The organism is Pseudarthrobacter sp. RHLT1-30-1 (assembly GCF_059383415.1).
The window spans coordinates 21,467-34,833 of the sequence record NZ_JBWZCG010000034.1; the positions used below are offsets into that span (position 1 = coordinate 21,467).

Annotated in this window: 10 protein-coding genes; 6 read left to right on the forward strand and 4 right to left on the reverse strand. The window is 67.9% G+C overall.

The genetic code is table 11. From position 1 onward, the window contains the following. Positions 1-24 precede the first annotated feature (24 nt). A complete protein-coding gene (locus AC50YM_RS18400; protein ID WP_494958392.1) occupies positions 25-1,605 on the forward strand; it encodes an LCP family protein in 1,581 nt (526 codons plus the stop codon). 139 nt (positions 1,606-1,744) lie between these two features. Here AC50YM_RS18400 and AC50YM_RS18405 read toward each other — a convergent pair whose 3' ends face one another. After that, complete coding sequence (locus AC50YM_RS18405) at positions 1,745-3,697, reverse strand: M13 family metallopeptidase (RefSeq protein WP_494958393.1); 1,953 nt, start codon at positions 3,695-3,697, stop codon at positions 1,745-1,747. 252 nt (positions 3,698-3,949) lie between these two features. Here AC50YM_RS18405 and leuA point away from each other — a divergent pair, with 252 nt between their 5' ends. The 3 genes from leuA (at position 3,950) to AC50YM_RS18420 (ending at position 7,372) form a co-directional block, all read left to right on the forward strand. Continuing rightward, positions 3,950-5,689, forward strand: coding sequence for a 2-isopropylmalate synthase (gene leuA / locus AC50YM_RS18410; protein ID WP_494958394.1), 1,740 nt, complete (start codon positions 3,950-3,952; stop codon positions 5,687-5,689). A 106-nt stretch (positions 5,690-5,795) separates the two neighbouring features. Beyond that, entirely contained in the window at positions 5,796-6,551 is a 756-nt protein-coding gene (recO, locus tag AC50YM_RS18415; RefSeq protein ID WP_494958395.1) for a DNA repair protein RecO, read from the forward strand. Positions 6,552-6,553: 2 nt separating this feature from the next. After that, positions 6,554-7,372 (forward strand): isoprenyl transferase, encoded by an 819-nt coding sequence (locus tag AC50YM_RS18420; RefSeq protein ID WP_494958396.1) that lies wholly within the window; start codon positions 6,554-6,556, stop codon positions 7,370-7,372. A gap of 45 nt (positions 7,373-7,417) precedes the next feature. On the opposite strand, the gene AC50YM_RS18425 is transcribed toward AC50YM_RS18420, so the two are convergent. Then, positions 7,418-8,611 carry an alpha/beta hydrolase gene (locus tag AC50YM_RS18425; protein WP_494958397.1) on the reverse strand — a complete coding sequence of 398 codons (1,194 nt, stop codon included), beginning with the start codon at positions 8,609-8,611 and terminating at the stop codon, positions 7,418-7,420. After that, positions 8,608-9,684 (reverse strand): alpha/beta hydrolase, encoded by a 1,077-nt coding sequence (locus AC50YM_RS18430; protein ID WP_494958398.1) that lies wholly within the window; start codon positions 9,682-9,684, stop codon positions 8,608-8,610. The genes AC50YM_RS18425 and AC50YM_RS18430 overlap by 4 nt, the downstream gene beginning before the upstream one ends. 67 nt (positions 9,685-9,751) lie before the next feature. Between AC50YM_RS18430 and AC50YM_RS18435 the strand changes: the two genes are divergently transcribed. Then, complete coding sequence (locus AC50YM_RS18435) at positions 9,752-10,825, forward strand: quinone-dependent dihydroorotate dehydrogenase (RefSeq protein ID WP_494958399.1); 1,074 nt, start codon at positions 9,752-9,754, stop codon at positions 10,823-10,825. A 104-nt stretch (positions 10,826-10,929) separates the two neighbouring features. Here the strand turns inward: AC50YM_RS18435 and AC50YM_RS18440 are convergent, their stop codons facing one another. After that, on the reverse strand, positions 10,930-11,529 hold the full coding sequence (locus AC50YM_RS18440; protein WP_494958400.1) for a DUF3043 domain-containing protein: 600 nt from the start codon (positions 11,527-11,529) through the stop codon (positions 10,930-10,932). Positions 11,530-11,635: 106 nt separating this feature from the next. Here AC50YM_RS18440 and AC50YM_RS18445 point away from each other — a divergent pair, with 106 nt between their 5' ends. Then, complete coding sequence (locus AC50YM_RS18445; RefSeq protein WP_494958401.1) at positions 11,636-13,066, forward strand: dipeptidase; 1,431 nt, start codon at positions 11,636-11,638, stop codon at positions 13,064-13,066. Positions 13,067-13,367 lie beyond the last annotated feature (301 nt).

Sequence of the window (13,367 nt, forward strand, 5' to 3'; positions counted from 1 at the left end):
CCGTTCGTGAAAGAAGGCTCAACCGTGTCTCGACCCCGTGAAGACCGTGCAGGCGGCACCGGATCCCCGGTTCCGTCAGGTTCTGTTGCCCGGCACACGGATGACCCCGCTGTCGGGCCGGCACGGCATCTGGGCGCGATCCACGGCAAGCCCGGCTGGCTGAAGATCGGGGCGGTCGTGGTGTCGGTCCTGCTTGTTGGAGTCCTGGCCTTCGGCGCCTACTGGTTCATCCGCCTGCAGGGCAACCTCAGCAAGTCAGCACTGAGCGCAGGCAGCGACAAGACCGAAGGCGCGGTGGACGACTCCCGGGACCGGTTGCAGATCCTCGTCCTCGGCTCGGACACCCGCGACGGCAAGAACTCGCAGTACGGCACGTCGGACGACGCCACCGGTTACGGGCACTCCGACGTCATGATGCTGCTGGACATCTCGGCGGACAACAAGCGCGTCAGTGTGGTGAGTTTCCCCCGCGACCTGCTGGTGGACACGCCCAAATGCACCGACCAGGCATCCAAACAGGAATTCCCGGCGCAGAAGAACGTGATGATCAACGCGGCCATGTCGGAAGCCGGAATCGGCTGCGCCGTGGACACTGTCAACAAACTGACAGGCCTGGAGGTCGACCACTTCATGATGGCCGACTTCAACGCGGTCAAGGAACTCTCCAATACGGTGGGCGGTGTGAACGTCTGCATCAGCGACGCGGTGTACGACCCGGATTCGCAGCTGCGGTTGCCGAAGGGAACCTCCGCGGTCCAGGGCGAACAGGCGCTGGCGTTCCTGCGCGCCCGGCACGCCTTTATCGACGGCGGGGACCTCGGCAGGATCAAGGCGCAGCAGGCCTTCCTGTCCTCCCTGACACGGAAGATGAAGGACGACGGCACCATGTCCAATCCCGGCAAGATGCTGGAGATCGCCGACGTCGTCACCAGGAACCTGACCATTGACAACGGCCTTGCCTCCATCCCGACGCTGCTGACGGTCGGGAACCGGCTGAAGAACATCGACCTGGGGAAGGTCGCCTTCGTGGCAGTGCCGACCATCCCGGCGGTCAGCGACCCGAATCGGCTGCAGGTGGCGGAACCCGCCGCATCCCAGCTCTTCGCGGCGATGCGCAAGGACATTGACCTCACCGACCCGACGGCGACCCCGAGCCCGTCCGCATCCCCGGACGCGAGCGCCAGCCCCAGCGCAGAGCCGACACCCAGCGAGACGGCCACCGCCTACGACAAATCGCTGCAGCCCGTCACGGTGGCGAACGGATCCGGAGTTCCGGCGCGCAGCCAGCAGATCATCCAGGCCCTGACCGCCGGAGGTTTCACCCAGCTCGGCCAGCTGGCCGCCGCGCCGGTCACGACGACAGCGGTGTACTACGGTACGGGTTACGCCGATGTCGCCGCCGACGTTGCCACGCTGCTGGGGATCCCGGCGACGCGGGTGCTTCCGGCCGCCGGAGTTGTCGGCGCCCAGGTGTACCTCGGCAGCGACCTCGTCGGCGGCACCCCCGGCGCAGAGGCCCCGGTGGACCTGCCCTCGGACATTGTCAACCAGACGGCCGGGGACGTCGTCTGCCAGCAGGCCAACCCGTCACTGATCGTCCGCTAAGCACCCCACACACGGCAGGGCCGGCCACGGGAACTTGTCCCGCGGCCGGCCCTGCCGTTGCGGGTCAGGTGCCGGTCAGTTGCTGCCTAAGCGCCTGCCAGGCAACGGTCAGACGCTGCCCAGCGGGGGCCGCCGGCGTCTACCAGATGCTGACGCGCTCCGCGGGGGGCAACCACATCCCGTCCTGTTCTCCCGTGCCGAAAGCCTCATGGAAGGCGTCGATGTTCCTGGCGATCTGGTTGGTGCGGAACTCGTTCGGCGAGTGCGGATCCGTGGCCAGCCGGCGGATCGCTTCCTCGTTCCGCATCACCTGCCGCCAGCCGGCGGCCCAGGACGCAAAGAACCGCTGCACGCCGGTCAGGCCGTCCAGCACCGGCGGCTCCTGGCCGTCCAGGCTGATCACGTAGGCCTTGTAAGCGATGGTCAGGCCGCCGAGGTCGCCGATGTTCTCACCCAGGGTCAGTTTGCCGTTGACGTGGTGCCCCGGCGCTGCGGTGGGGGACAGTGCGTCGAACTGTGCCACCAGCCGGGAGGTCAGCACCTCGAAGGCGGTGCGGTCGTCCTCCGTCCACCAGTTGCGCAACAGGCCGCTCCCGTCGTACTGGGAGCCCTGGTCGTCGAAGCCGTGGCCGATCTCGTGGCCGATGATCGCGCCGATGCCACCATAGTTGACGGCATCGTCGGCGTCGGCAGTGAAAAACGGCGGCTGCAGGATAGCCGCGGGGAACACGATCTCGTTGAGCAGCGGGTGGTAGTACGCATTCACCGTCTGCGGCGTCATCAGCCACTTCTCCCGGTCCACCGGCTTGCCTACCTCGTCCAGGTGCCGGTCGATGTCGGCGCTGTGTGCGCGCTCGACGTTGCCCAGCAGGTCCGCCGGATCGATCTGCACGGCGGAATAGTCGATCCACTGGTCCGGGAAGCCGATCTTGGCGCGGAAGGAATCGAGCTTCTTGAGCGCCTCATGTTTGGTGTCCTCGCCCATCCAGGCCAGGCCGGTGATGGATTCGCGGTAGGCCTCGATCAGGTTCGCAACCAGCGACTCCATCCGGGCCTTGTGGGTTTCCGGGAAGTGCCGGGCCACGTAGATCTGGCCGACCGCCTCGCCGAGGGCCGCTTCTACGACGGCGACCCCGCGCTTCCAGCGGTCCTTGTTCCGCGGAGTGCCGCTGAGGGTGGTGCCGTAGAACGCGAAGTTGGCATCCACAAAAGCGGCGGACAGGTACGGCGCGGCCGCGCCGACGACGCGCAGGGCGAGCCATTCCTGCCAGACAGGCAGCGGCTCCGAGTCCAGCAGCGAGGCGGCCCCGGTGAAGAAGTCCGGTGTGCTGACGACAAGCTCGGCGCGCTTCTCCGGTGCGACCCCGGCGGCGTCGAACCAGATCGCCAGCAGCGGGAAAAGCCCTGCCGCCTCATCGGCGGATTTCAGGTTGTAGGTCTTCTGCGGGTCGCGCAGCGTGACTTTGTCCCAGTGGTGCCCGGCCAGCGCCGTCTCCAGCTTTACCACCCGCCCGGCCGCCTCCTCGGGCGCGGCGACACCGGCCAGGGCGAAGACCGTCGTCACGTGGTCCGTGTAGGCCTGGACCACCGCCGCGAACTTCGCTTCGCGGTAGTAGGACTCATCCGGCAGGCCGAGGCCGCCCTGGCCGGAGTAGAGGAGGATGCGGTCCGGGTTCCCGGCGTCGGGGGCGGGATAGATGTAGAAGAGCCCGCCCACGTCCGCGCGGAACAGGCGCCCGGACAGTGCGATGAGTTCGGCGATCGACTCCGTCGCGAAGACCTCGTCGAGCCGCTGCCTGATCGGGTCCAGCCCCCTGGCTTCGACCGCAGCTTCGTCCAGAAAGCTGTTGTAGAGGTCCCCGATTTTCCGCTCGATCCCGGTGGACTCCGCACCGCGCGCAGCCGCGTCCTCAATGATTTCCTTCACCGCGAGTTCCGAACCGTCCCGGAGGGCCGTGAACGTCCCCTCCAGGGGGCGGTCGTCCGGAATCTCGGTGCTCTTCAGCCAGGTGCCGTTGACATGCTGGTACAGGTCATCCTGCGGCCGCACGGTGGAGTCGATGTTGGACAGGGCAATCCCCGAAAGTGGCACGAATGCTCCTTTGAGAGGCAGCCCGGCGCTGCCTTATTACGGGGTTGCCGGTCTGCATGATGGACGTTACGGAGGTAAGGCTCCTTCATCTTACGCACCGTGTTACTGTGAAAAGGTGCGCGCAGAACTGCTTCTTCTTAGCTGCCGCAGCGAGGCCTCAGACGCGATCTAGCGCAAGGCCCATCCTCGCTGCGGAGTTTGTGTTGCCCGGCCCCCCTTTCACCAGGAACCACAGAAAAGGCCCCGATTGTAATGCGAAACGCACAAAAAACTTCAGGAATGCCCGTCCACCGCTATGTCCCGTTCCAGGACCTGATCACGGTTGAACTCCCGGACCGCACCTGGCCGGACAAAGTCATCACCAAGGCACCGCGCTGGTGCGCCGTGGACCTGCGCGACGGCAACCAGGCCCTGATCGACCCGATGAGCCCGGCCCGCAAGCTGAAAATGTTCCAACTGCTGGTCCGGATGGGCTACAAGGAAATTGAAGTCGGCTTCCCCTCCGCCTCGCAGACGGACTTCGACTTCGTCCGGCAGCTGATCGAGGGCAACCACATCCCGGACGACGTCACCATCCAGGTCCTGACCCAGGCCCGCGAGCACCTGATCGAGCGGACCTACGAGTCCCTCGTCGGCGCCAGGCAGGCCATCGTGCACCTGTACAACTCGACCTCGGTCCTGCAGCGCAGGGTCGTCTTCAACCAGGACGAAGACGGCATCCTCGACATCGCCCTGCAGGGCGCGCGGCTGTGCAAGAAGTACGAAGAAACCCTCCAGGACACCCACATCACCTACGAGTACTCGCCGGAATCCTTCACCGGAACCGAGCTGGAATACGCAGTCCGGGTCTGCAACGCCATCGCCGACGTGTTCGAGGCCTCCGCGGACAGCCAGGTCATCATCAACCTGCCGGCCACGGTGGAAATGGCCACCCCCAACGTGTATGCCGACTCCATCGAGTGGATGAGCCGGAACCTGCACCCGCGTGAGGGCATCATCCTGTCCCTGCACCCGCACAACGACCGGGGTACCGGCGTCGCGGCCGCGGAGCTGGGCTACCTGGCCGGCGCGGACCGGATTGAAGGCTGCCTGTTCGGCAACGGCGAACGGACCGGCAACGTTGACCTGGTGACGCTGGGCCTGAACATGTTCGTCCAGGGCGTCGACCCGATGATCGATTTCTCCGACATCGATGAGGTCCGCCGCACCGTGGAGTACTGCAACCAGCTGCCCGTCGCCGAGCGTGCACCCTACGGCGGGGACCTCGTTTTCACCGCGTTCTCCGGTTCACACCAGGACGCCATCAAGAAGGGCCTGGAAGCCCTCGAGAAGGACGCCGCCGCCGCCGGCAAAGACGTCGCCGACTACCCCTGGCAGGTCCCGTACCTGCCGGTCGACCCGAAGGACCTCGGCCGCAGCTACGAGGCCGTGATCCGGGTCAACTCCCAGTCGGGCAAGGGCGGCGTCGCCTACCTGCTGAAGAACGAGCACAACCTGGACCTGCCCCGGCGCGCCCAGATCGAGTTCTCCGGCGTGATCCAGAAGCATACCGACGCCCTGGGCGGCGAAGTCAGCGGCGCCCAGCTCTGGCAGGCATTCCAGGATGAATACCTGCCCTCCGGCACCGCCGACGCGCAGTGGGGACGCTACGCCCTCGGCCCGTTCAGCACCGAAACGGACGAGGACGGCTCCATGACGCTGCACGCAGCGCTCAAAGTTGACGGCACCGTGGTCCACCGCACCGGCACCGGAAACGGTCCGATCGCCGCGCTGCTGAGCATCCTGCGCGAAGACGGGGTCGATGTCCGCGTCCTGGACTACAGCGAGCATGCGCTGTCCGAGGGCGGCAGCGCCCTCGCCGCTGCCTACGTCGAGTGCGCCGTGGGGGAGCGGGTGCTGTGGGGCGTCGGGATCGACGCGAACACCAGCACGTCCTCGCTCAAGGCCGTCATCTCGGCCGTGAACCGTGCCATCCGGGACGCCCGCGCCTAAGCTGCCAGGCACTGCGCCGCCGGAGGATCCGGCTGATCCGCCGGCGGCGCAGGGCTGCTTTCCTTCAATGGCATAGCTTCCTACCAAGACAGTGCGAAGATTAACCGTGGCCCACCCCTCTTCCTTTGCTTCCCGCGCCTACCGTGACGACGGCGTCGTGCTGCGCACCCACAAGCTGGGCGAGGCGGACCGCATCATCACCATCCTGACCAAACACCACGGCCAGGTCCGTGCAGTGGCCAAGGGCGTCCGGCGCACCAGCAGCCGCTTCGGGGCCCGGCTCGAACCGTTTATGGTCGCGGACCTCCAGCTGATTTCCGGCCGCAGCCTGGACATCGTCACGCAGGCCGTCGCCAAGGGGGCCTACGGGGGCAACATCGCCGCGGACTACGGCCGCTACACCGTGGCTGCCGCCATGACCGAGACGGCGGAGAAGCTCACCGACGTCGACGGTGAGGCGGGCACCGCGCAATACAATCTCCTCGTCGGTGCCCTCGCCTCGCTGAGCCGCGGCGACCACACCCCGGAACTTATCCTCGATTCCTACCTGTTGCGCGCCCTCGCCACCGGCGGCTGGGCCCCGAGCTTTACCGACTGCGCCCGCTGCGGCGCCCGCGGGCCGCACACGGCCTTTTCGGCGCCGCTGGGCGGGATGGTTTGCGCCGATTGCCGGCCGCCAGGATCACCGGCCCCCGCTGCGGAAACCGTGCTGCTGCTCGGCGCCCTGCTGACCGGGGACTGGACGACGGCGGACGCCTCCGTCCCGCAACACCGGCGCGAGGCAGCCGGCCTGGTCGCCAGCTACCTGCAGTGGCATCTGGAGCGTGTCCTCAAATCCCTCAAACATGTGGAGCGAACGTAACTGTGGCGTTGGGTAAAAAGAAGAATCCGGTCCGGCAGCGGAGCACCCCCGTGACGAGTCCGTACCCGCACCCCTCCGGAGCGGTCCCGCCGGCCATCCCGGCGGAGTTCATCCCGCGGCACGTCGCCATCGTGATGGACGGCAACGGGCGCTGGGCCAACCAGCGCGGCCTGCCGCGGATCGAAGGGCATAAGGCGGGGGAGCCCGCCCTGCTGGACGTGGTGGCCGGGGCGATCGAGCTCGGCATCGAGCATCTCAGTGTCTACGCCTTTTCCACGGAGAACTGGCGCCGCTCGCCCGAGGAGGTCCGCTTCCTGATGGGATTTAACAAGGACGTGCTACGTCGGCAGCGCAACCAGCTGGATGAGTGGGGCGTCCGGATCCGTTGGTCCGGCCGGCGGCCGCGGCTGTGGGGCTCGGTGATCCGGGAGCTGGAAGAGGCCGAGGACTTCACCCGGGGCAACAGCACGTGCACGTTGAACATGTGTGTTAACTACGGTGGGCGTGCGGAAATCGCCGACGCGGTGTCGGCGATCGCCGAAGAGGTGGCGGCGGGGCGGCTCAAGCCGGGCGCCATCACCGAGAAGACCATCCAGAAGTACCTGGACGAACCGGACCTGCCCGACGTCGACCTGTTCCTGCGCAGTTCCGGCGAGCAGCGGCTCTCCAACTTCATGCTCTGGCAGTCCGCCTACGCCGAATTTGTCTTTATGGACACCCTGTGGCCCGATGTGGACCGGCGCACGCTGTGGGATGCCGTGGAAATATATGCCCAGCGGGACCGCCGCTACGGCGGCGCGGTCGACGCTGCCCCTGCCTGATCGGGGCCGCCGCCCGGTCAACCGATCGCGGTCAGCCGGGTCGGGTCAGCCCGGGTTGGGGCGGCCCGGGTACTGGCGCAGCCAAAGGACGAGGTCTTGGTAGGCCTCCTCGCGCACCGCACGGCGGGACAGGAAGATGTCGTGGAGCGCCCCCGGGTACCGGAAGACAGCAGTCCGGCGGCCCAGCCCGAGCGCACTGCGCGCCGTTTCCTCAACCTCGATCACGGCGTCGAGTTCCATCAGTTCCTCGGACCAGTCGGCCTGGATCCGGGTGCGTCCGGAAAGCATCACCAGCACCGGCGACGTGATGTCGAGCCGCCGGGCCACGGCCGCGTGCCCGGCCAGAACCGCCTTCATCCAGCCCGGCCGGATGGGAAACGACTCCTTCGGGCGCCACCCGGGATCCAGGTCCCATTCGCCGTGCGCTGTGCCGCTCACGCTGTCCCAGTAGCCGGGCATGCTGGGCAGCAGCAGAGCCCGGCGCGGGTCGGTGCGTGCCAACGGTTCCACCAGATGCATCGCGATGTTGCGGATCAGGCTGCTGCCCTGCAATTCCAGCCACGGCGCATTGAGGATCAGGGTCCCCAACTGACCCGGGTTACGGTCCGCCCACAGCGCTGCCACCAGGCCGCCCAACGAATGCGCGAGCAGGTGCACCGTCGGCGCTAAGGGGCTGCCGGTGCGCCCGGAGATGTCGGAACCGATCGCCGCCAGCGCCGCCGCGATGTCCTCGTCGTAGACGGCCAGGTCGGTCGTGTAGCCGGGGGTTTGCCAGTGCCGGAGGCTGCGTCCGAACTTCCGCAGGTCCAGGGCGTAGAAGTGGAATCCGCCGGCCACGAGGTGATCGGCAAGTTCGGCCTGCAGGAAATAATCAGCCCAGCCATGCAGGTACAGGACGACCTTGGCCGGTGCCTGTCCGTCCGGAACGGCCCGGCCGTCGGTCGCGGCGTAGCCCGCCGCGGCGTGCCCCGCCGGGGCGCCGCCTGCCGCCGGTGCACGGCTGCTGCCGGGGGAGAAGAACCGGTGCAGCGCGGAGCGGATCCGCTGGCCGGGGCCCACCTGGGGTGCCGGCGCAGCCCCTGCCTTCCGCCCGGCCGCAGCTCCGCCCGAGCCTGCATGCCGGACCAGGGTGGCGACGACGGGTCCTTCGTCGTCGGATGTGAGCGGCAGCTCCAGGCGTTCGAAGCGGCTGCCCAGGACATCCTGGCGCCACAGCGGCCGCACCGCGGGCAGGGTCACCGGGTGCTGCCGTCGTCGAGCACGTAGGCGCGGAGCCAGCGGGCCAGCCGGGCGTACGCGTCGGCCCGGACACGCGGAGCGGACAGGAACACATCATGCAGGGCCCCATCGATCCGTTCCAGTGTGACGGTGCGGCCCAGGCTGAGGGCGCGGAGGGCGATCGTGTTGACGTCCAGCACCGCGTCGGTCCGCCGCATGGATTCCTTCCAGAACATCCCGTTGGCACTGGCCCCCGAGATCAGCACCAGGATGGGGACGTCGATGTTCAGCCCCCGGGCCACCCGCGCCTGGCCGGAGAGGACTGCGCTGAGCCAGCCGGCCCGGACGGGAAACGCCCGGGGCGGGCGGTAGTTGTCATCGAGCGTCCATTCGCCGTCCGCGGCACTGCTGATGCTCCGCCAGTAGAAGGAACGTTCAGGGAGGCGGATGATGGCTTCGGGCCGGAACCGTGCGAGCGGTTCCACCATGGTCCGGGCCGCACGGCGCACGGCTGGACTGCCGTGCATTTCCAGCCACGGGCTGTCCAGGATCAGCTGCGAGACCACCCCCGGGTGCCGGTTCGCCCACAGCGCGGCAATCAGCCCGCCGGTGGAATGTCCCATCAGAGCCACAGACGGATTGTGGTCCCCCTCGGCCTGCAGGGAACTGATGATGCCGATCGCCGCCGTGATCTCGGCGTCGTAGTCATCCAGGTCTGCCACGTAGCCGCCGTGCGTGCCGGCGTGGAGGCTCCGGCCGTGGTTGTGCATGTCAAGGGCGTAGAACGCGAAGCCCTGGCCGGTCCAGAATTCGGCGAGCTCCTCGTTGAAGAAGTAGTCACTCCAGCCATGCAGGAACAGTACGGCCCGGGGCCGGCGTCCGGCGGCGTCAACCGCGGTGGCAGCCTCTTGCTCGGTGGCGGCCGGCGCGGGGGCGGTGCCCCCGGAGGCGGCTCTGCCGCCCGCTGGGCCAAGGTGCCGGATCAGCGTGGCGGTGCGCTCGACGCCGTCGGGGCCCGCGGCAGGGAAGGTGCGGGCCTGAAATTCGTCACCGAGGATGTCGGGTACCCATCCCGCCTCATCGTCGCTGGTCATGGCTTCATGCTAGCGCCCGGTGGCGGGTGGGTTTGGTCTGGACCGCCAGAGCAGGAAAACTAGAACCATGCGCGTATATCCGACTTTCTTCCGGCTGGCTTTCTCATCGATGGACGCCGAACGCGCCCACAAAATCGGCTTCAAAGCCATCCGGCTCGTCCACTCCTGCGGCGCGGGCCGGCTGCTGCAGAAGTTCACGGCACCGGCGGCGTCACTGCAGACCCAGGCGTTCGGCCTGACGTTCCCCTCGCCGTTTGGCCTGGCGGCCGGATTCGACAAGGAGGGCCACGGCATCGAGGCCCTCACCGATCTTGGCTTCGGCCACGTGGAGGTCGGCACCATTACGGGCCAGGCCCAGCCCGGCAACCCCGCCCCGCGGCTCTTTCGCCTGGTCCAGGACCGGGCAGTGATCAACCGGATGGGTTTCAACAACGACGGGGCAGCCGCGGTCGCACCCCGGCTGAAGTCCGCCCGGGCGGCACTGCAGCGCCGGCACCCAGGTGTCCGCCCGGTAATCGGAGTCAACATCGGCAAGAGCAAGGCCGTGGAACTTGAGGATGCTGCAGCCGACTACCTGATCAGCGCCCGCAGCCTGGCTCCCGCCGCCGACTACCTCGTGGTCAACGTCAGTTCCCCGAACACCCCGGGGCTTCGGCTGCTGCAGGACGTGGAAACACTGCGCCCGCTCCTGACGGCCGTGGGGGAGGAGGCGGACAAGGCGTCCGGACGCCACGTTCCGCTGCTGGTCAAAATCGCCCCGGACCTCAGCGACGAAGACATCGACGATGTCGCTCGCCTGGCCCTGGACCTGAAACTCGACGGCATCATCGCGACCAACACCACCATCGCCCGCACCGGACTCGTCGCCAGCCCGGACGCGGTCGCGGCCTGCGGCGCCGGCGGGCTGTCCGGGGCACCCCTGAAGCAGCGGTCCCTGGAGGTGCTCACCCGGCTGAAGGCGGCAACCGGCGGACGGTTGACCCTGGTTTCGGTGGGCGGTGTCGAAACCGCCCAGGACGTCCAGCAGCGGCTTGACGCCGGGGCCACCCTGGTGCAGGGGTACACGGCATTCCTCTACGAAGGTCCGTTCTGGGCGGCCCGCATCAACCGCCTGCTCGCGAAGCACCCGTCCCGGCGCTGAAACGAGGCCGCCGCGGCCCGCAGCGGAGACAAACGGACCCGGCAGCCCACCCAGACGACAAAACCCCCGGCAGCCAGTCTGCCGGGGGCTCCTTGCTCAATGGATCAGGCGGGGTAGTCGCCGCGCTTGACGAGGGGCTTGGGAAGGCGGAGGCGGCGGAACTGCAGCGAGCGCATGGAACCGTACCAGACGGTCCCGCGCTCCACGTCGCCGAACTTCTCGGTAAGGCGCTTCTTGAGCTTCCGGGACAGGATGAAGACGTCGACGAAAACGGCCAGGAACATAACCCAGAACCCGCCCAGGACATAAATCATCTGATCGCTCGAGGCCGGGACGAGGAGCGAGACGACCACGAAGATCAGGGCGCCGAACATGAGGTACTCGCCGAGGCTGAAACGGGCGTCCACATAGTCACGGGCAAACCGCTTCTGCGGACCCTTGTCACGCAGCGGCAGGAACTTCTCATCGCCGGTTTCCATGGCCCGCCGCATCTTGAGCCGCTGGTCCTGGACCGCCACGCGCTCTGCGGCCTTGGAGGCCTTGCGGTCCTCCGGCACGAGCGGCCGCTTGCGGGCGGCCACCTGAGCGCTGCGCTTGGGCGTGGGCGCGCCCTTGCCGGTGGTGGAGTCCCGGGCTATCGCCCCGGACGCCTGCTGGTCAACTCTGTCCTGCGCCGTAGGCGCTTCTTTTTTACGTCCAAACACCCCTACAGAATACCCCGGGACGGGGTCCGCGAGACGCGGACCACACGGGGTCCAGGCCGCCGCCGCGCTGTTTGAGGTGATCCGTGACACGGGTAGTGTTCTGGCCATGACCTCATTACCCGCGGGGAACCCGCAAACCGCAGCAGGCCCGGCCGGAAACGTCGACACGGAGGCCATCCGCCAGGCTGTCGCCGAATCGTTCGACGCCACAATCGCCCAGTTGAAAGAGCTTGTCGCCATCCCGGGCATCGCCTGGCCCAGTTTCGACCCGGCCCCGCTGAACGCCAGCGCCGACGCCGTCGCGCAACTGGTGCGGGAGAACGGCTTCGACGACGTCCGGATCCTGCGCTGCGACAAAAACGACGGCACCCCTGGTGGCCCCGCCGTCGTCGCGCGCCGGCCGGCCGCCGCGGGCAAACCGACCATCCTGCTTTACGCGCACCACGATGTGCAGCCCACGGGAGACCTGGAGTTGTGGGAGACGGAGCCGTTCACCGCCGTCGAACGCGACGGGCGTCTCTACGGACGCGGCGCGGCCGACGACAAGGCCGGAATCCTTGCCCACATCGCTGCCTACAGTGCCGTATCCCGTGTGTTGGGGGACCGGCTTGGGCTCGGCGTGACCTTCTTCTTCGAAGGCGAGGAGGAAGCGGGCTCCCCGACGTTCCGGACCTTCCTGGAAGCCCACCGGGAGCTCCTGCGCGCCGATGTGATCGTCGTTGCCGACTCCAGCAACTGGAAAGTCGGCATCCCTGCGCTCACCACCAGCCTCCGCGGCCTGGTCGACGGCACTATCGAGGTCAAGGTCCTCGACCACGCTGTCCACTCCGGCATGTTCGGCGGCCCCGTGCTGGACGCGCCGACCCTCCTCTCCCGGCTTATCGCCACCCTGCACGACGAGCAGGGCAACGTCGCGATCGCCGGCCTGGTCAGCCGGGACGACGCCACCGTGGACCTCTCGGAAGAGGAGTACCGCGCGGATGCCTCGGTGCTCGACGGCGTCAGGCTTGCCGGCACCGGCACGATCGCCTCGCGGCTCTGGACCAAACCGGCACTGTCCATCATCGGCTTCGATGCCCCCGCCGTCGACGTCGCCTCCAACACCCTGCTGCCCCGGGCGCGGGCCAAGTTCAGCCTGCGCCTCGCCCCCGGCCAGGCACCGGCTGAGGCCATGGATGCGGTCCGCAGGCATCTCGAAGCCAACGCACCGTTCGGCGCCCACGTCGTCTTCACCCCGGGGGAGAGCGGCAACGCCTTCAGCACCGACACTTCCTCCCGGGCGGCCAGCATCGCGATGTGGGCGCTCGGCGAAGCGTGGGGCGTCCCCGCAGTGGAAACAGGCATCGGCGGCTCGATTCCCTTCATCTCCGACCTGACTGAGCTGTACCCGGATGTGCAGATCCTGGTCACGGGAGTCGAGGATCCCGATTCGCGGGCGCACAGTGCCAATGAATCCCTCCACCTTGAAGACTTCCGGAACGCGATCGTGGCTGAGGCGCTGATGCTCGCCCGTCTCAACGACGAAGGGCTGGCCTAAACTTCTGGCCTGCAGGGCTGGCCCCAACGGGCCGGCCGGATCCGGTTCCCGGGGAACATCCAGCCTGCTGGGACGGTTACGTCAGGAGTTAGAGCTACACGGCTGATCGACGTAGCATGTAGCTATAGCCCGTACCGTTCAAGTAGGGGCGGGGGGGGGGGGGGGGGGGGGGAGGGGGGGGAGGGGGGGGGGGGGGGGGGGGGGGGGGGGGGGGGGGGGGGGGGGGGGGGGCCGGAGCACCCCCCCCGCCACCACCGTCGTCAGAAGGTAGGCCATGAGCACTACGACCAATGAAAACAGC

Excerpts from the sequence above, each read along its gene's own strand:
- AC50YM_RS18435 (WP_494958399.1), top strand. The coding sequence starts at position 9,752 with ATGCGCGTATATCCGACTTTCTTCCGGCTGGCTTTCTCATCGATGGAC.
- leuA (WP_494958394.1), top strand. The coding sequence starts at position 3,950 with ATGCGAAACGCACAAAAAACTTCAGGAATGCCCGTCCACCGCTATGTC.
- AC50YM_RS18430 (WP_494958398.1), bottom strand. The coding sequence starts at position 9,684 with ATGACCAGCGACGATGAGGCGGGATGGGTACCCGACATCCTCGGTGAC.
- AC50YM_RS18445 (WP_494958401.1), top strand. The coding sequence starts at position 11,636 with ATGACCTCATTACCCGCGGGGAACCCGCAAACCGCAGCAGGCCCGGCC.